Below are 17,876 nucleotides of genomic sequence, written 5' to 3'. Positions count from 1 at the left end.
CAACGACGGCAGGGAGTGAACGAATGAACCAGATGAGAACCGGCTCCGGCGGCCCTCCCATTCCTCCACCGTCCATCCGCGACGTGGAGGAGGCGGCCGGTCGGATCAGCGGCGTGGCGTTGCGCACACCGCTCCTGCGGTACAAGACGATGGAGCCGGGGGAGCCGGTCTGGCTCAAGGCGGAATGCCTCCAACCCGCCGGATCGTTCAAGCTCCGGGGCGTGCTGAACTGGGGCCGCTCACTGTCCGCCGCCGAGCGCGAGCGGGGGCTGAGCACGCAGAGCGCCGGCAACACCGCCCAGGCCCTCGGGTACGTGGCCAACCTTCTGGGGGTCCCGGCGAGGAGTCTCCTGCCGGACAGCGCTCCGAGAGTGAAGGTCGATGGGGTCCGCTCCTACGGCGTCACCCCGGTGCCGGTTCCGTTCTCGGCACTCATGGACTACGTGTTCGACCGCGGATGGGAACAGGAGCCGTACAGCTACCTCAACCCCTGGGGTGACCGGGCGATGCTGGCGGGCTCCGGAACGATCGGTCTCGAACTGCTCGATGAGCTGTCCGAGTTGTCGGCCGTCTACATACCTGTGGGGGGCGGAGGCCTGGTGTCGGGGATCGGCAGCGTCATCAAAGAACTCCGGCCGGCCGTCGAGGTCGTGGGAGTGCAGAGCACAGCCTGCCCCTCGCTGGGAGCGGCCCTGGAGGCCGGCCGGCCGGCATGGGTCCAGGCAGCGGCCACGATCTGCGACGGCACGTCGGTACCGGTGGTGGTCGACGAGATGTACCCGCTGGTGAGCTCGGTGGTGGATAGGGTCGTACTGGTCTCCGAGGACGATGTGCGCACGGCCATCGCCCGCCTGGCACTGGGGAACAAGCTGGTGGTGGAGGGCTCAGGCGCCATGTCTCTGGCCGCGGCCCTCGGGGACCGGAGGGATGGCCCCGTCGCCTGCATATTGAGCGGCGGGAGCATCGGCGCCGAGCGGCTGGCCGAGATCCTTACAACCAGGGCAGGGTGATGCCCACCCGTCTCCGATCATGCCGGTAACCGGGGTCGTGTCCGTCTCATGAGCGGTCGGCGGACCGGGCACGGGATTCTGTCGGATCTAGGAGTCGGGCCGGTGATCAATGCTCACAACGATCTGACCGGCCTGGGCGGCAGCCTCCCTCGGGGGCCGGTGCTGGATGCTATCTCGGCGGCCAACGAGTCTTTCCTGGAAGTGGAGAGCCTCTCCGACGCGGCCGGTCGGGCGATTGCCGGGATGCTCGGGATCGAAGCTGCCCTGGTGACGCCCGGAGCGGCGGCCGCAACAGTTCTGGCCACAGCTGCCTGCATCACGGAAGGGAAGAAGGACCGGGTAGCACGGATTCCCGATACCACCGGGCTCCGCCACGAGTTCGTGGTCCAGGCCGGCAAGCGCACCTTCTACGATCGGTGCCTCGAGGGAGCCGGCGGCCGGATCGTGCTGGCCGGTGACGATAGATCCACGTCGGACGCCGACATCGAGAGCGTGATAGGCGAGAGGACGGCGGCGATCTTCTTCTATGCGCCCGGTGCGCCCAATGTGGTTCCCTTCGACCGGGTTCTGAAGATCGCGAAGCGCTATGACCTGGCAGTGATCGTCGACGCGGCCGAGCAGGTGTACCCCCTCGAGAACTTCAGCAAGTACGTCCGGGCCGGCGCCGACTTCGCAACCTACAGCGGCAAGTTCTTCGGCGCCGGGTCCATGGCGGGCATCCTCACCGGAACGGCCGCCGGTGTCGCGGCGGCCCGCATGAACAGCTACCTGGCCTTCGAGGGACCGGACGCGCAGGCGTTCGGAAGGCATATGAAGGTCGGGCGCACCGAGATCGTGGCGGCCTACGCGGCCTTGAAAACCTGGCTGGAGATGGACCACGGGCAACGGTTCCGCCGGTACCGGCGGCTGATGGACAACATGCGGTCCCGTCTCGAAGGGTTCCCTTTCCTGCGCTTCTCGTACGCGGACGGGTCCGTCACAGCCGATCCGAAACCACCGGACTCCCTGCGGGTCACGTTCGACCGGTCGCGGTCGCCCAAGAGCCTGGCCGAGGTGGTGAAGGAGCTGCACGCCGGGGAGCCCTGTGTCATCCTTCGACCCCATTACCAGTGGGTGGACCCGGACCGGGACCATCTCGACATCCGGGTATCCACCTTGGCGGAGGGCCAGGAGAGGATCATCGCCGACAGGTTGGCGGAGATCCTGGGAGGATGACCGGCAGATGATCCGGCGCCAGGGGCCCTCGCCCCTCTATTACGAGGCAAGCCCGAACAACCGTCCCACCCTGCGGGTGGAGCCGGGCGAGGTGTTCGAGGTGGTCACCCAGATGAACCGGGGTCCTGACATCTCGGCGGTGCCTCGCGACCTTCGGGACGACTGGTCGAGGCACCACTCCTACGAGGTCGAGCGCGCCAACCCGTCCTCGGGAGCCATCCGGGTGCGCGGCGCCGAACCCGGAATGGTGATAGACGTCGTGATCGAGGACATGGAACTGGCGCCGGTCGGGTACGCCACGTTCGCGGGCAACAACCGGCTCTTTCCGAGCACACCCGTTACGGCGTCGGATCTCGCCGCGGCGCGTGTCGTTCGGATATGTGAAGGCCACGTGATCTGGGATCGAGGATTGACCATCCCCGCCCGACCGATGGTGGGAATGGTGGCCGTTGCCCCAGCCCACGAAGCCCAGTCGACGGTAAGGGTCGGCCACTGGGGCGGGAACATGGACGTGCAGGAGGTCGGGCCGGGCGCCAGGGTGCGCCTGGTCGTCAATGTACCTGGCGCCCTGCTGCACATCGGCGATGTCCACGCGGTGCAGGGCGACGGCGAGATCGGGGGGACCGGAGTCGAGACGAGCGCCCGGCTGCGGCTCAGGGTCGAGCTGACGCAACGGCCGGAGGGGATGATCTGGCCCCGGATCGTCACCCCCGATCACATCTTCGCGGTGGCGGCCGACCGGCCCGCGGAGAGCGCCTTCAGGCTGGCCGTCGGCGAGCTGATCCGCTGGCTCCAAGCCGACTACGGGTTCGAACCCCGAGAAACCGTCCTGCTGCTGAGCCAGATTCTCGAAGCGCGCGCCACTCAGGTGGTGAACCCGACCATCACCTACGTCGCAGGTGTCAGGCAGGAACTTCTCCTGGGACTGCTGTGACAGTTGCCGGCTAGCCGGGACCGGGACCGATGACCGACCGCCGACCGGCCATGCGGGAGCGCTACCGCCGCGCTGAAGCGATGCTCCACCGGAACGCCAAGTCCCTGGTGTTCGGTCTCGAAACGAGGCCGCGATGGCTACCGGACTCCACCGCCTTCTGGTATCGCGCCGAATCGGTCTCCGGTCACCGCTTCATGCTGGTGGACGCCGAGAATGGCCACCGGCGGGAGGCGTTCGACCACCGGCGGGTGGCCCGGGCTCTCTCCGTGGCACTCGGGAGGGAGGTCGAGCCCCTGCGGCTTCCATTCGAGACGTTCGAATACGTAGCCGACGGATGCCGCATCGGTTTCGAGGCCGATGAAGGCTCGTGGGAGTGCGGGCTCGATGGCTCCTCCTTGCGGCGGACGGCTGTCCCGGGACCGGCGAACCGGTCCGGGAGCCTCTCACCTTCCGGGAGGTACGAGGTGAAGGCGAACGAGGGCGACCTGGTGCTGGTCGATCACCTCGAAGGCACCTCGGTGGCTCTGACCAGCGACGCCGAAGCCGCCTACGGCTACGGGTCGTCCCCGGAGGGCCGCAACTCGGCGATCACCGACCGCCTCGGGAGCCGCGCCGTCGCCCCGAGGGTGCTCTGGTCGCCGGACGAGCGTTACCTACTGACCCACAGACTCGACGAGCGGCGGGTCGGGACGATGTATCTGTGGCAGGGGGCGCCTCCGGACGGGTCGCTGCGACCCCGCATCCACTCGTATCGGCAAGCCCTGCCGGGCGATGCCGAACTTCCGTCGGCGCACCTGGTTGTGTTCGAGACAGGGACCGGTACGCGCACGGATATGTCGAGGCCCCCGCTCGAGTCGTCGTTTCTGACACCCATCGAGCTGGGTCATGCCTGGTGGTCGGCGGGTAGCGACGCGGTGTTCTTCCTGCACTGGGATCGGGACCGGCGCTCGGTCCGGCTGGTCTCGGCCGATCCGGCGACCGGTGACTGCGCGGTGCTCGTGGAGGAGGTGGGCGACAGGCCGATCGACCTCAACGCTCTCTACTACGGCCGTCCCAATGTTTGGGTGAAAAGGGATCGTCAGGAGATCATCTGGTACTCGGCCAGGAGCGGTTGGGGTCACCTGTACCTCCTCGACGGTGAAGGTCATCCGATACGGCAGTTGACGGAAGGCGAATGGCTGGTGACCGACTTGCTGCGGGTCGACGAGGTGGGGCGGACCGCCTTCTTCATGGGAACCGGCAGGGAAGCATCGAGGGATCCGTACTACCACCACCTCTATGCCCTGAGCCTCGACGGAGGAGTTCCTCGCCTCCTGACGCCGGAGGATGCCGAGCACGGAGAGTGGCCTCCCTGGGTGGACTTCTCGCCGGACGGCCGCTACTTCGTGGACCGGTTCTCGCGGATCGACCAACCACCTAGGACGGTTCTGAGGAAGTCCTCGGGCGAGCTGGTCGCACAGGTGGCAGAAGCCGACGTCTCTCCCCTCCTCGCCACGGGATGGCGATACCCGGAGCGGTTCATCGCCAAGGCAAGCGACGGCGAAACCGACCTGCACGGGATGATCGTTCTGCCCCACGACTTCGATCCCGCCGGGAAGTACCCGGTGGTCGAGAGCATCTATCCGGGTCCCCAGGCCACCAGAACCCCCCGCGGTTTCACCGACCTGGTGGGGGAGAGCACCCGATGCCTCGCCGACCTCGGATTCGTGGTCTTCACCGTTGACGGGCGGGGGACGCCGGGGAGGTCCAAGGCTTTCCTCGATGCGCAGTACGGCAAGGACGGGCCGGCGGGCAGCCTTGCCGATCACGTGGCGGTGCTGGCGCAGTTGGCCGAGGCCCGACCGTATCTTGATCTCGACCGGGTTGGCATCTACGGCCACTCGGCAGGCGCGTACGCCGCGGTCCGCGCAATGCTCGAATACCCGGACCTGTACCGGGTGGGCGTGGCCTCGGCCGGAAATCACGACCAGGCGCTCACCAATGTCACATGGGGCGAGCGCTGGATCGGACCGTGCCCGGGACCCGGCTGGGAGGGACAGGCCAACCGGACGCTGGCAGGGAATCTCCGGGGCAAGCTGCTCCTGGTGACAGGTGATCTCGACGACAATGTCAATCCTGCGGCGACCCTCCAACTAGTCGATGCTCTGATCGAGGCCAACCGGGACTTCGACCTGCTGGTTCTCCCCAACCGTAACCATGACTACGCCGCGACATGGGGCACATGGAACGAGGATCCTTACTTCACCCGTCGCCGCTGGGACTATTTCGTGGAGCACCTGATGGGGGAAGAACCTCCCCCCGGATACCGGGTAGGCGGTCGCGGTTGAGTCCTCCCGCGGTGGTCCACCGGCGTTGGATCCTGTTCGCCCGGTCCGGATAGTGTGGAGGAATGACTTCCAAGCTATGGCTGATCGGGATGATGAGTTCCGGGAAGACAAAGGTGGGCCGGAGGCTGTCCGGACTCAGTGGTTTCCCCTTGGTGGATACGGACGACCAGATCGTGGATCAGGCGGGAATGACCATTCCGCAGATCTTCGCCACGCACGGCGAGCCGGCCTTCCGGTCCATGGAGTCCGGGGAGGTGGCGCGGATCGCCGGCCTCGCGGAACGGCTGGTGGTCGCCACCGGCGGAGGCGCCATCCTCGACAAGGCAAACCGCTCTCTGATGCGGGAGACCGGACTGGTGGTGTGGCTCAAGCCGTCCATCGCTTCCCTGATCGCCAAGGGCAAGACCAAGAACCGCCCCCTGCTGCTGGGCCATAGCGACCTGGCCAGGCGCTACACCGAGATCTGGGAGGCCCGTAAACACCTGTACGAGGAAGCCGCCCACATGAGCATCCCTATGGACGGAAAAACCCGCAAGCACGCCGCCGAGGAGATCTGGAGGCTCTGGCAAGCACCCTGATCGCCGCCTTCAAACGAGAGGAGAGGAGGCGGTTGGGCGCCGTACTCGGTCGCCGCCAAAGCGGTGGATTCGGTGAACATCGCGATGGCATCCTCATCAGGTCCGATGATGTCACCGTGGTACTCGACCTGGCCCGACCATGCGCCTGGTCGGCGCTCGGGCTGGGGCGGAGGCCAGGGGATGATCTTGGCCACCGGTTGCCCGTTACGAGCGACGATGACCTCCACGCCCGTCCGGGCCATGCGGATCAACTCGGACAATCCTGACTTCGCTTCGGAAGTGTCTACTGTCGTTGTAGGCATATTCATAACCTAGCCATACCCGACCAAGAGGTGATGGTCACCCATTCTCCCGCTGCGCCAGTCTCGGTAGAGGAGGGTGCCGAAAGACGGGGATGGGTCGGCGCACTACAGCTCGACCTGGGCCTATTGTCGGCGAACGGCCGACTGGACAGTTTCAGTACCCTCCTAGTCGCGGGACGCCCGAGGAGGTCAGCAATGCGCAAGATGCGGATGAACCAGGCGATTGCCACGGCGCTGGCCGATGAGATGCGCGACAGCCCCGATGTGGTGATGTTCGGCGAGGACATCGCGGTGGCCGAAGGGCCGTTCAAGACCTCGGCGGGGCTGCTCAACGAGTTCGGGCCGTCACGGGTGCGGGATACCCCGATCTCGGAGATGGGCTTCCTTGGCGCCGCCGTGGGCGCTGCTGCCACTGGGCTCCGTCCGGTGATCGAGATCATGTTCATCGAGTTCATCGGGGTGGCTCTCGACCAACTGGTCACCGAGGCGGCCAAGTTCCACTACCTGTCGCGCGGGACGGTCACGGTGCCGCTCACCGTGCGTGGCTCCATCGGGGCGGGCCTCGGTTTCGGGTGCCAGCACTCCCAGACGCTGGAATCGTGGATGTACAGCACGCCGGGGGTCAAGCTGGCGGTCGCCTCGGGCGCCCATAACGCCTACGGGCTGCTCCGGGCGGCCATCCGTGACGACAACCCGGTTGTGTTCCTGGAGCCCCGGGCCCTCTACGCCAAGCGAGAACCGGTCCAGCGGGGCGAAGAGGGCGTGATTCCCTTGGGCCGGGCCGCCACCGTCCGCGAAGGATCTGATGTGACCGTGGTGGCCCTCGGCGCCATGGTTCCCGCCGCCCTCCAGGCCGTCGAGGCAGCCTCCTGGTCCGCCGAGGTCATCGACCTTCAGACCCTGGTTCCCTACGACAAGAAGGCGCTGGTCGAGTCGGTGTCGAAGACCGGACGCCTGGTGACGGTGGAGGAGAACCCGCTCACCGGCGGGTGGGGAGGCGAGATAACCGCCTTCGTGACGAGTGAGCTGTTCGGAGACCTCAAGGCGCCGCCAATCCGCATCACCTGTCCTGACATCCACGTTCCGTACGGCAAGGAATTGGAGCAGCGTTACCTGCCAGGCCCCGATTACGTTTCCGGCCAGATCGGCGCCCTGCTCGATACCGGGACCCGACCTCCCCACTGGTGGGAGTGCCAGGAGGTGATGGCATGAGCGGCGCCAACGCCTCCCTGGATCGACGCCTCCATCTGAAGTCCGGCCGTGCCGCCCGCTACGAGGCGATGTTCGAGATACGTACCTTCGAGGATCGGGTCCAGGCCATGTTCTTCGAAGGCTTGGTCCACGGCACCACCCACACCTGCCAGGGCCAGGAAGCGGTTTCGGTCGGTATTGCGGCCGCCGCCCGGCCCACCGACTCGGTCACCTGTACCTACCGCGGTCATGGCCATGCCCTGGCCCTGGGCATGCCTCCCCTGACCGTCCTGGCCGAGATCATGGGCCGCCGGATCGGCTCGGTGGGGGGCCTGGGCGGTTCCATGCATCTCTGTGACACGTCCGTCGGGTTGCTGCCGACCTTCGCCATCGTCGGGGCCGGCATCCCGGTGGCGGCCGGGGCGGCGCTGACCGCCCAGGTGAAGGGCACGGACGGCGCCGCCATCGCCATCTTCGGGGACGGCGCCGCCAACATCGGCGCTTTCCACGAGGGGTTGAACCTGGCCGCCATCTGGAATTTGCCGGCGGTGTTCATCTGCGAGAACAACCAGTACGGGGAGTACAGCGCCATCCATCTGACCACGCCAGTCGAGAACATCGCGGACCGGGCTGCCTCCTACGGCATACCGGGAGAGGTGGTGGACGGCCAGGACGTTGACACTGTGGAGGCTGCCGTGTCGGTGGCGCTGGCAAGGGCCCGGGCGGGCGAAGGTCCGACCTTGCTCGAGATGAAGACCTACCGGTACGCAGGCCATTCGAGGGCGGACACGGCGCCCTACCGGCCGGAGGGCGAGTTCGATCGCTGGTACGAGCGCGACCCGATCAACACCTACCGGCGGCGCCTGATCGAAGACGGCGAGATGACCGAGGAGGAGGCCGAGCAGATCGAAGCCCGGGTCGCCGCCCGGATCGCCGAAGCCGAGGCCGAGGCCTCGGCTGCCGACCAGGCGACGGTGGAGGACATGTTCACCAACATCCACGCCCCCTGATCAGAGGTATCAATCAGCGGACACAACTCCAAGCAGTCGCCCTGACATGACTACCGGCCTACGTGTGGACGGTGAAGGCTTGTCGTCTGTCTAGACCGAAGCGGTATATCGAGAAGTCCCGGTCGAAAGCGATGGCATCGTTGATACCCAGTCGCCTCATCACCGACCAACTCGTCCGGTCGACGATGGAGAATCGCTGATCGGGGAAGGCCTCTCGAATCTGCGCGGCAACTTCCAGATCGGCCAGGGTGGCGGCCTCGACCCGGGCTATTCCGCGCCGGATCCTGTTCAGCAGGGTCTCGGCGGTGTTCACACCCAGCCGGCGTGAGGCCAAATACCATGTCTCGATGAGTACGTGATCGCTCGTCAGCATTCGACCAGCGAACTCCTGGATCCGGATACTGGCTCTCAGATGGCTGGCGTCGTCGGCGTCCGCAGTTGCGTACCAGGCCGACGAGTCGACGAAGACTGTCACCTGTTCGAGGTGAATTCGGCGATTGCCGTCGCCACCGCGTCCTTGCCCTCGCTCGCGATATCGCTCCCACCCGACCGACCGATCCCGATTATTGAGGTCGGGTCAGCGAGCGTGTCGGTGGGTCCCAGGTCGCTATCGACGAGTCGCCGTATGTACTCAGCCATTGTGACTCCTAGGGCAGCCGCCTTCTGCTTGACCCTGGCGTGCTGTTCCTGACTAAGGGCGATTTGTGTACGCATGACGCTACATCATAACAGCATTCTGATCTTGAGGTGTACAGGCCAAGTTTCCCTGGTCGGCGGGCACCGCTGGTAATTTCTCTGCATTCTCCAAGGGAGACCGAGATGCGTAGCAACGTGAAGATGCCGAAGCTGGGCGAGACTGTGGACGAGGTGCTGGTGCTGGAGTGGTCGGTCTCGGTGGGGGACGTGGTGTCCGAGGGCGACTCCCTGATGATCGTGGAGACCGACAAGGTCGAAGCCGAGCTTCCGTCCCCGGTGTCCGGAACGGTCGTGGAGCTGCTGGTCGAGATCGACGACGAGGTAAGCGTCGGCACCCCCGTCTGCACCATCGAGACCTGACGAATAGGGACCCGGGGCCTGGACAGGCTGAGCGTTCTGCTGTAACCCTGGCTCTGGCTAGGTCATCACCCAGCCGCCGTTGATGTCGATGGTGGCGCCGGTGATGAACGAGGCGCCGTCCCCGGCCAGGAACGAAACCAGGTCGGCGATCTCCTCGGGCTGGCAGGACCGACCCACGGGTATCTGGCTCACGTACAGGGCGCGGTCGGCATCGGTGACATGGCTGGTCATGAAGCCCTCCACGAACCCGGGCGCCACCGCGTTGGAGGTCACGCCGTAGGCTCCGTAGTTGCGGGCGAAGTTCTTGGTCAGCGAGATCATGGCCGCCTTGGTGGCGTTGTACACGGCCGAATCCGATACGCCGCCCGTGCGGGCGCCCACGCTGGAGATGTTGATGATCCGCCCCCAGCCGCGCTCTTTCATGCCCTCCACCACGCCGCGGCAGAGGAGGAAGTTGGCGCGGAAGTTCACCGCGATGGTGTAGTCGAAGTCGTCAACGGTGAACTCGGGTATCGGCTTGTGGAAGAAGATGGCGGCGTTGTTGACCAACACGTCGACCTCGCCGGCCTCGGCGACGAGGCGTTCGCACTCGGCGGGATCGGAAAGGTCGATCTCGATGTATAGGTCCGAGTCATCGTGCTCGTGCTCGATGATGTCGGCGCCGATCACGCGCAGGCCATCCTGGCGGAGGACTCGACAGATCGCCGCGCCCATCCCGCGCGCCGACCCGGTGACCAAGGCCGTCCTCCTCATCGCGCTTCGCCTCCTATCCACTAGTCGTCAGTGACGACTGGCCACTGGCCGCTCGAGTTAGATCCGGTAGACCTTCTCGGCGTTGCCGGAGAAGAGCGCCGTCTGCTCGGATTCGCTGTAACCCGAGATCAACTCGCGGTAGGCGTCGATCAGCACCGGGTAGGTCGAGTAGTCCTTGTCCACCGGCCAGTTGGTGCCGAAGAAGCTCTGCTCCACCCCGAACACCTCCAGGCAGCTCTCCACCCACGGCCTGATGGTGTCGAGCGTCCACTTGCGCCCGGCCATGTGGTCGCCCATGCCGAGGCCGGAGATCTTCATGTAGACGTTGTCCATGCCCCTGAAGGCGGCGATGCCCTGCTGCCAGTTGTAGAAGTACTCGGCGGTCCGTTCCTGCGGGAAGCCGGCGTGGTCGACCACCAGGATGACGTTGGGGAACTTGGCGGCCATGGCAGCCGCCTTATGCATGTTCTCCCAGAAGACATCGAGGTCGTAGACGAGGTTGTACTTCTCCAGCAGGGCGTATCCCCGGTGGAAGTCAGGATCTACCAGGTAGTCGCCTTGCGCGAAGTCACGCATGCCGCGGAAGTTGGCGTACTCGACGTGACGCTCGATGGTCGCTTCGACGTCGGGGCTCTGCATGCGTGCGTCCCCGACGATGGCCAGGGGGTAGCCGGTGCGGTCGATCATCGCCTGGAGCCACTTGGTCTCCTCGACGGGGTCCTCCGAGCCGATGGCCGCCTGCACGTGGACCGCCTTGGAGACGCCCGCACCCTCGACTTCGGCCGCGAACTCGTCGATCGCGTACTGCTTCATCGACTTGAGGAGAACCGTGTCGCCCAGCTGGGGGTGGATGAAGTCGTCCTCCAGCCAGACCCAGGTCAGCGTGGGGTGGGGCCGCTCCCAGAAGTGCACATGCGTGTCCACGAAGCTGACATCACTCATCGTTTGGGCCTCCCCGGTTGCCGTCCTGGGCCGGAAGAATAGCCCGTACGCAGTGCCGGAATCGAGGCCGGGAGTTCCCCGGCCTGCGGCTGGTTTCGTTCGATTAACCTGCGGGTACTCATGTCCGGGGCTATGCCGGTCGTGCTTGCCGGTTCCCCGGCTGGGACGGGGAGCCTTTTAGCGATCAGAGGGAGGATTGATGAGGAAACTCAAGTTGCTGGCGGTACTAGCGGCCCTATCGCTGGTAGCCGTCGCTTGTGGAGGCGACGACGACGAACCGGCGGAGACCACTGCCGCCCCGGCCGCTACCCAGGCCACGACGGCCGCTGCCACCGGAACCGACGATGGCGACATGGATGACGGCTCGGACACGGCTATGTCGGATATGCCTGCTGTGTGTCAGGGTTATGACGGGGCTGGGTTGACGGTTGGTTATGGGGATCTGACTGCTGGTATCCCGTTCGTGACTCAGGTGTTGGACAATCTGATGGAGGTTGCTGAGGCGTGCAACGTTGAGGTGTTGTACGCGGATAACAACCTTGACGGTGAGACGGCTCTCGAGAACGCTCGGACGTTCACGTTGGCTGAGGTTGATGGTGTGATCCAGTTCCAGATCGACGCGTCGATCGAGGGTGCGCTCTGTGACGAGTTGCGGGCGAACGACCCGAATCTGCCGGTGATCGCGATCGACATCGCGCATCCTTCTTGTGCGTTGTTCTTCGGGGCTGATAACGGCAGAGCGGGTGAGTTGGCCGGCCAGGCGCTTGGTCAGTGGGCTCAGGAGAACTGGGGTTGTGAGATCGATATGGTCGTGACCATGGAGACCTTCGTGGTCGGTCAGGTGAACATCGATCGGGCCAACGGCATGGTTCGGGGTATCTCCCAGGTGTGTACGGGTCTTGACTACGGCGACTTCGAGAACTGGTCGCCGGATGCGACCGGGATCGTTACTCGGATTGATGGTGGCGGGACCACCGATGGTGCGTTCCCGAAGGTGTTGGATACGTTCACGGCGAATCCGGGCAAGCGGATCGCGGTGGTGTCCTTGAACGACGACATGGGTTTGGCGGCTCTGGCAGCGGCCCGTGAGCTGGGTATCGAGGACTCGGTGGTTTATGCCAGCCAGGGCGCTGACGCCACGATCCATAGCGAGATCCGCTCGAACCCGCAGTACATCGGGTCGACGGGGTACTTCCCCGAGACTTACGGGAACTACGTGATCCCGGCCATCCTGGCCATGATCGCCGGGGACCCGGTGCCGGATCCGCTGTACGTGAACCACGTCTTCGTGAGCGCGGACAACATCGACCAGTTCTACCCGGCCGACGGCACCGCCGCTCCCACGGCTATGTCGGATATGCCTGCTGTGTGTCAGGGTTATGACGGGGCTGGGTTGACGGTTGGTTATGGGGATCTGACTGCTGGTATCCCGTTCGTGACTCAGGTGTTGGACAATCTGATGGAGGTTGCTGAGGCGTGCAACGTTGAGGTGTTGTACGCGGATAACAACCTTGACGGTGAGACGGCTCTCGAGAACGCTCGGACGTTCACGTTGGCTGAGGTTGATGGTGTGATCCAGTTCCAGATCGACGCGTCGATCGAGGGTGCGCTCTGTGACGAGTTGCGGGCGAACGACCCGAATCTGCCGGTGATCGCGATCGACATCGCGCATCCTTCTTGTGCGTTGTTCTTCGGGGCTGATAACGGCAGAGCGGGTGAGTTGGCCGGCCAGGCGCTTGGTCAGTGGGCTCAGGAGAACTGGGGTTGTGAGATCGATATGGTCGTGACCATGGAGACCTTCGTGGTCGGTCAGGTGAACATCGATCGGGCCAACGGCATGGTTCGGGGTATCTCCCAGGTGTGTACGGGTCTTGACTACGGCGACTTCGAGAACTGGTCGCCGGATGCGACCGGGATCGTTACTCGGATTGATGGTGGCGGGACCACCGATGGTGCGTTCCCGAAGGTGTTGGATACGTTCACGGCGAATCCGGGCAAGCGGATCGCGGTGGTGTCCTTGAACGACGACATGGGTTTGGCGGCTCTGGCAGCGGCCCGTGAGCTGGGTATCGAGGACTCGGTGGTTTATGCCAGCCAGGGCGCTGACGCCACGATCCATAGCGAGATCCGCTCGAACCCGCAGTACATCGGGTCGACGGGGTACTTCCCCGAGACTTACGGGAACTACGTGATCCCGGCCATCCTGGCCATGATCGCCGGGGACCCGGTGCCGGATCCGCTGTACGTGAACCACGTCTTCGTGAGCGCGGACAACATCGACCAGTTCTACCCGGGCTGAGAACGCAGGTAATCAACAGGGGGCGGCGAAAGGGGAGATCCCTTTCGCCGCCCCCACATTCCGTAGGAGCGAGTGCGAACAATGGACGACACGTCGGTCGCCGCGGGTGGCGGAGGCTCACCTGAAGCGACATCATCGGTAGGCATCAGTACGCGGGCACGAATCGCCCGAGTGTTCGTGGCGATGCCACCGGAAGTCGTGCTGATCGTGGTCCTGGTGGCCCTCGGGCTGATATTCGCGCAGGGCAGCGAGTTCTTCCTCACCACCCGCAACATGCGCAACGTCCTGCTGTCGGTCTCGGTGCTGGGCATCCTTGCCGCACCGGGCACTTTGCTCCTCATCTCGGGCAACTTCGATCTCTCCGTGGCATCGGCAGCGGCTCTATGCGGCTGCATAGCCGGAGTCGTCGCCGAAGAGAACAGCGCGGCGGCGGCGATCCTGGCCGCGCTGGGTGTCGGTCTGCTGGCCGGCATCTTCAACGGGGTGCTCTCCGCCTACGCAGGCATCGCCTCGATCGTCGTCACCCTGGGTACCTGGTTGGGGTACAGGGGACTGGCGCGCCTGTTCTCCAACGGCCAGACGATCCGGATGAACGGCAAGGTCGACTTCATCACCAACGACATCTTCGGAGTCCCCGCCCAGATAGTGCTCTTCGTGCTGATAACCGTGCTGGCATGGTTCGTGGTTCGGTACACGCGCTTCGGTCGATCCGTCTACGCCATCGGAAGTAACCCGACGGCGGCCCGGCTGTCGGGAATCCGCCAGAAGCCGACCATCTTCGTCATGTTCATCGTCAGCGGCCTCCTGGCCGGCCTCGCCGGCCTCATACTGGCGTCACAGTTGGACGCCGCTTCCGGCAACGCGGCCACGGGCGTGGAGCTCGAAGTGGTGGCCGCCATCATCCTGGGCGGCGCCAGCCTCTCCGGAGGTCGCGGCACCATCCCGGGAACGGTGCTGGGGGTCTTCATCCTGGGCATCATGCAGAACGGGCTGACGCTGTTGAGCATCTCGTCGTTCTGGCAGGACGTGGCGACCGGCGTGGTGCTGGTGGCGGCGGTCGGGCTCGACCAGGTGAGGCTACGCCTCAGCGGATCATGACGCTGGACAACGGAGCCCTGTCCGAGAAGCTGGAGTTACGAGCTACCGGACTCCGCAAGAGCTTCGGCGGGGTCGAGGTTCTCCACGGCGTGGATATCACGGTCAAGGGAGGTGAGGTTCTCGCACTGTTGGGCGAGAACGGTGCCGGCAAGTCGACCGCGATCAAGATCCTCGCCGGCGACTACAAGCGCGACGCGGGCGTCATAGTCATAGACGGCGAAGAGGCGGAGATACGCAACCCGCGTGACGCCGGCGCATACGGACTCAGGGTCATCTACCAGGAGTTCTCCGATGCGCCCGATCTCAGCGTGGCGGAGAACCTGTCCCTCGGCCGGCTGCCCCGCAATCGCTTCGGCCTGGTCGATTGGGCCCGGGTACGCCGCGATGCGCGGGACATCCTCGAGAAGCTCGGTATCGAATTGCCGCTCCGGGCTCTGGTGGGCACCCTCGGGGTGGCCGAGCGCCAGGTGCTGGAGATAGCACGGGCGCTGGCCGGCAGCGCTCGCCTCCTGATCCTGGACGAGCCCACCTCGGCACTGACGCTCGAGGAGACAGATGCTCTCTTCGCCTTCATAGAGCGTCTGAAGGCCCAGGGGGTGGCCATCATCTACATAACCCACCGGCTCGACGAAGTGGAGCGGATAGCGGACAACGTGCTGGTCTTCCGGGACGGCGACGCTGTGGCCGAGGGACCTGTGACCGAGTTCGGGCGCAAGGAAATGGTCGAGGCAATGGTCGGCCATGAATTGGTGGAAGAGGTCGCCTCTCTACGCGGAGAGGGACACGAGATCGGTGAGCCCGTCCTGACCATCGAAGGCGCCACCTCGGTGGGGGTTTTCAGGGACGTGGATCTGGAGGTGCGGGAGGGGGAGATCCTCTCCCTCTTCGGTCGGATCGGCTGCGGAGCGCTGGAGCTGGCCGAGGCGGTCTTCGGCCTCCGGGAGATGACGGGCGGCTCCATGCGCGTCGGTGAAGTGACCGGCCAACCCACGTCACCAAAGGATGCCATCGCCCGCTTCGGGATCGGATTCGTTCCGATCGACCGCAAGATCGACGGTTTGCTCACCGTCCTGAACGTGGCAGAGAACCTGAGTGTGGCGTCCTGGCCCTGGATGACCAAAGGCGGTCTGCTCCCCCCGAGAGCCACCGCCAAGGTCTTCGACAGGTGGTACGACACACTCGACATCCGAGGCAAGGGAGGCGCCACTCAGATCGTCGACACCCTCTCCGGCGGTAACCAGCAGAAGGTGGTTCTCGGCCGCTGGCTGGAACGCGAGTCGAGGCTGCTGGTGCTGGCCGAGCCGACCCGCGGGGTGGATGTCGGCGCTCGAGCCCAGATCTACCACGTACTGCGACGGTTTGCTGACGAGGGAATCGCGGTGCTGATCGTCACGTCGGACATCGAGGAGGTAGTCCGGATCTCCGACACCATCGTGGTGATGTCGCGGGGCCGGGTGGTGGCACGCCACCGGGCCGACGAGGTGGATCGAGCACAGTTGATCCGCCAGGCCGCCGAGGACACTGTAGAAGCTGCCGCGGCCGGATAGCTACTGCCCTCTCCGTACGGACGGCACATCGTCGCTGGAAGTGTGGTGCTTCCGTATTTCTCACGGCCGGATCGGCCCCTGGAAGCGGCCCGGTTTATAGGTGGCCGGGTGGAAGCGGATACCGGACCCGGGGAGGTGAAATGGCGAGGCTCATCCCGCGTGATATGGAGGTCCCACACGGAGTGGAGACCGAGCGTTTCAGGATCCGGCCGATAACGATCCACGACACCGTCAAGGACTATGACGCGGTGATGACCAGCGTCGATCACCTCAAGGGCTGCCTCTTCGACTCTCCCGGTTGGCCGAGCCGTGACCTGACGCTGACTCAGGACATGATCGATCTGGCATGGCACCAGAAGGAGGGCCAACTCCGTCGATCCTTCGCATTCGCGGTGACGAGCCTCGACGAGAGCGTGCAACTCGGTTGCCTCTACATCGACCCACCATCCAAAGAGGGAATCGACGCGGAGGTATCGATGTGGGTTCGAGCGAGCGAGGCGGACACGGGTCTCGATGTGGAACTCTACGAGACGGTTCGCCGCTGGGTTGATTGCGAGTGGCCGTTCGACCGGGTGGCCTACCCGGGTCGGGAGTACACCCGGGAGGAGTGGGACGCCCTTCCTTAACCCGCCTCGACCGTACCGATCACTCCCCGGGATCCGTCCTTCGAGCCGTATCATCGCCATCGACGGTCATGCCGGCGTTGTGGCGACCCTTCCGCTCGAAGGAGAAACAGATGACAGAGACGGTTGGAGTAGTCGGGCTCGGAGTCATGGGCTCTGCCATGGCGGCTAACTTGGTTGCGGCCGGCCACACGGTCGCAGGGTACGACATCGACCCGCGGCGACGGTCCCAAGCAGCCGATGCAGGGATCCGGATCGAGGACTCGCCGGGAGCGGTGGGAGCCACCTCCGAGATCGTCATCTTCTCATTGCCGACCCTTCCGGCCCTTGCTGACGTTTCCTCCCAGGTAGCGGCCCAAGCCGGGGAGGGGCTGCTCTGTCTGGAGACCGGGACATTCCCCCTTGCAGGAAAGACCGCGGCCAGGGATGTCCTGGCGGCGTCCGGAATCGAGTTGATGGACGCCCCGCTATCAGGAACCGGGCTCCAGGCGACCGATGGCGACTTGGTGGTATTCGCGTCCGGGAGCCGCGAGGGTTTTGACCGGGCCGGTGCGGTGTTCAGGGCCATCGGCAGGTCGAGCCACTACCTGGGGGAGTTCGGGAACGGGTCGAGGATGAAGTACATCGCCAACCTGCTGGTGGTGGTACATAGCCTGGTTGCCGCGGAGGCCCATGTTCTGGGCGCGGCAGCAGGCGTGGACCCGGCGACCGTGCAGCGACTGGCCGAGGACAGCACCGGCTCCTCGAGGATGCTCGAGATCAGGGGCCCGATGATGGTGATCGATGACTATCCGGTGGCAGGCCGCCTCGAGATCCTCCTCAAGGACGCCGAGATCATCAAGGACTTCGCGAGAAGCGCCGGTGCCCCTACGCCGCTTCTAGATGCGGCACTCGAGGTCTACCGTCAGGCCAACGCCGCCGGCATGGGGGGCTTCGACGCCGCAGTCCTCTGCCGGTATCTCGAAGCCGAGGCCGGTCTCGAAAGGTGATC

The 17,876-nt window shown here is 65.1% G+C and carries 17 protein-coding genes and 1 pseudogene; 13 read left to right on the top strand and 5 right to left on the bottom strand.

What is annotated here, in order from left to right; all coding sequences use genetic code 11:
* Positions 1-23 precede the first annotated feature (23 nt).
* The 5 genes from ACOQPD_RS08785 to ACOQPD_RS08765 all read left to right on the top strand — a co-directional run bounded on the left by ACOQPD_RS08785 (position 24) and on the right by ACOQPD_RS08765 (position 6,064).
* Positions 24-1,010: a pyridoxal-phosphate dependent enzyme gene (locus tag ACOQPD_RS08785; RefSeq protein ID WP_420611577.1), complete on the top strand. Its 987-nt coding sequence runs from the start codon at positions 24-26 to the stop codon at positions 1,008-1,010.
* Positions 1,011-1,112: 102 nt separating this feature from the next.
* Positions 1,113-2,225: a DegT/DnrJ/EryC1/StrS family aminotransferase gene (locus tag ACOQPD_RS08780; protein WP_420611576.1), complete on the top strand. Its 1,113-nt coding sequence runs from the start codon at positions 1,113-1,115 to the stop codon at positions 2,223-2,225.
* 7 nt (positions 2,226-2,232) lie between these two features.
* On the top strand, positions 2,233-3,159 hold the full coding sequence (locus ACOQPD_RS08775) for an acetamidase/formamidase family protein (protein WP_420611575.1): 927 nt from the start codon (positions 2,233-2,235) through the stop codon (positions 3,157-3,159).
* A 29-nt stretch (positions 3,160-3,188) separates the two neighbouring features.
* The gene (locus ACOQPD_RS08770) at positions 3,189-5,486 is read left to right on the top strand and encodes a DPP IV N-terminal domain-containing protein (RefSeq protein WP_420611574.1); all 2,298 of its coding nucleotides are present in this window, start codon (positions 3,189-3,191) and stop codon (positions 5,484-5,486) included.
* A gap of 62 nt (positions 5,487-5,548) precedes the next feature.
* The gene (locus tag ACOQPD_RS08765) at positions 5,549-6,064 is read left to right on the top strand and encodes a shikimate kinase (protein ID WP_420611573.1); all 516 of its coding nucleotides are present in this window, start codon (positions 5,549-5,551) and stop codon (positions 6,062-6,064) included.
* 188 nt (positions 6,065-6,252) lie between these two features.
* On the opposite strand, the pseudogene ACOQPD_RS08760 reads toward ACOQPD_RS08765, so the two are convergent.
* Positions 6,253-6,366 (bottom strand): annotated as a pseudogene (locus ACOQPD_RS08760) (type II toxin-antitoxin system Phd/YefM family antitoxin); the annotation flags it as partial.
* 195 nt (positions 6,367-6,561) lie between these two features.
* Here ACOQPD_RS08760 and ACOQPD_RS08755 point away from each other — a divergent pair.
* Entirely contained in the window at positions 6,562-7,578 is a 1,017-nt protein-coding gene (locus ACOQPD_RS08755; RefSeq protein WP_420611572.1) for an alpha-ketoacid dehydrogenase subunit beta, read from the top strand.
* Positions 7,575-8,567 (top strand): thiamine pyrophosphate-dependent dehydrogenase E1 component subunit alpha, encoded by a 993-nt coding sequence (locus tag ACOQPD_RS08750; RefSeq protein ID WP_420611571.1) that lies wholly within the window; start codon positions 7,575-7,577, stop codon positions 8,565-8,567. Before ACOQPD_RS08755 ends, ACOQPD_RS08750 begins: the two co-directional genes overlap by 4 nt.
* A 58-nt stretch (positions 8,568-8,625) precedes the next feature.
* On the opposite strand, the gene ACOQPD_RS08745 is transcribed toward ACOQPD_RS08750, so the two are convergent.
* Both ACOQPD_RS08745 and ACOQPD_RS08740 read right to left on the bottom strand, forming a co-directional pair.
* The gene (locus ACOQPD_RS08745; protein WP_420611570.1) at positions 8,626-9,042 is read right to left on the bottom strand and encodes a type II toxin-antitoxin system VapC family toxin; all 417 of its coding nucleotides are present in this window, start codon (positions 9,040-9,042) and stop codon (positions 8,626-8,628) included.
* Positions 9,039-9,206 (bottom strand): hypothetical protein, encoded by a 168-nt coding sequence (locus ACOQPD_RS08740; protein WP_420611569.1) that lies wholly within the window; start codon positions 9,204-9,206, stop codon positions 9,039-9,041. The genes ACOQPD_RS08745 and ACOQPD_RS08740 overlap by 4 nt, the downstream gene beginning before the upstream one ends.
* A gap of 180 nt (positions 9,207-9,386) precedes the next feature.
* Here ACOQPD_RS08740 and ACOQPD_RS08735 point away from each other — a divergent pair, with 180 nt between their 5' ends.
* A complete protein-coding gene (locus tag ACOQPD_RS08735) occupies positions 9,387-9,623 on the top strand; it encodes a biotin/lipoyl-containing protein (RefSeq protein ID WP_420611568.1) in 237 nt (78 codons plus the stop codon).
* A gap of 57 nt (positions 9,624-9,680) precedes the next feature.
* On the opposite strand, the gene ACOQPD_RS08730 is transcribed toward ACOQPD_RS08735, so the two are convergent.
* The gene (locus ACOQPD_RS08730) at positions 9,681-10,376 is read right to left on the bottom strand and encodes an SDR family NAD(P)-dependent oxidoreductase (protein ID WP_420611567.1); all 696 of its coding nucleotides are present in this window, start codon (positions 10,374-10,376) and stop codon (positions 9,681-9,683) included.
* Between the two features lie 57 nt (positions 10,377-10,433).
* Positions 10,434-11,318 (bottom strand): amidohydrolase family protein, encoded by an 885-nt coding sequence (locus ACOQPD_RS08725; protein WP_420611566.1) that lies wholly within the window; start codon positions 11,316-11,318, stop codon positions 10,434-10,436.
* Between the two features lie 199 nt (positions 11,319-11,517).
* Between ACOQPD_RS08725 and ACOQPD_RS08720 the strand changes: the two genes are divergently transcribed.
* The 5 genes from ACOQPD_RS08720 to ACOQPD_RS08700 all read left to right on the top strand — a co-directional run bounded on the left by ACOQPD_RS08720 (position 11,518) and on the right by ACOQPD_RS08700 (position 17,874).
* A complete protein-coding gene (locus ACOQPD_RS08720; RefSeq protein WP_420611565.1) occupies positions 11,518-13,617 on the top strand; it encodes a sugar ABC transporter substrate-binding protein in 2,100 nt (699 codons plus the stop codon).
* Between the two features lie 81 nt (positions 13,618-13,698).
* Positions 13,699-14,715 carry an ABC transporter permease gene (locus ACOQPD_RS08715; RefSeq protein ID WP_420611564.1) on the top strand — a complete coding sequence of 339 codons (1,017 nt, stop codon included), beginning with the start codon at positions 13,699-13,701 and terminating at the stop codon, positions 14,713-14,715.
* The gene (locus tag ACOQPD_RS08710) at positions 14,712-16,262 is read left to right on the top strand and encodes a sugar ABC transporter ATP-binding protein (RefSeq protein WP_420611563.1); all 1,551 of its coding nucleotides are present in this window, start codon (positions 14,712-14,714) and stop codon (positions 16,260-16,262) included. Before ACOQPD_RS08715 ends, ACOQPD_RS08710 begins: the two co-directional genes overlap by 4 nt.
* A gap of 140 nt (positions 16,263-16,402) precedes the next feature.
* Complete coding sequence (locus ACOQPD_RS08705) at positions 16,403-16,888, top strand: GNAT family N-acetyltransferase (RefSeq protein ID WP_420611562.1); 486 nt, start codon at positions 16,403-16,405, stop codon at positions 16,886-16,888.
* 110 nt (positions 16,889-16,998) lie between these two features.
* Positions 16,999-17,874 carry an NAD(P)-dependent oxidoreductase gene (locus ACOQPD_RS08700; protein WP_420611561.1) on the top strand — a complete coding sequence of 292 codons (876 nt, stop codon included), beginning with the start codon at positions 16,999-17,001 and terminating at the stop codon, positions 17,872-17,874.
* Positions 17,875-17,876 lie beyond the last annotated feature (2 nt).

This window comes from Candidatus Spongiisocius sp. (assembly GCF_965221825.1).
Taxonomy (GTDB): domain Bacteria; phylum Actinomycetota; class Acidimicrobiia; order Spongiisociales; family Spongiisociaceae; genus Spongiisocius.
Note: the sequence above shows the minus strand (reverse complement) of the source record. Positions and strands in the feature narration are given on the sequence as shown.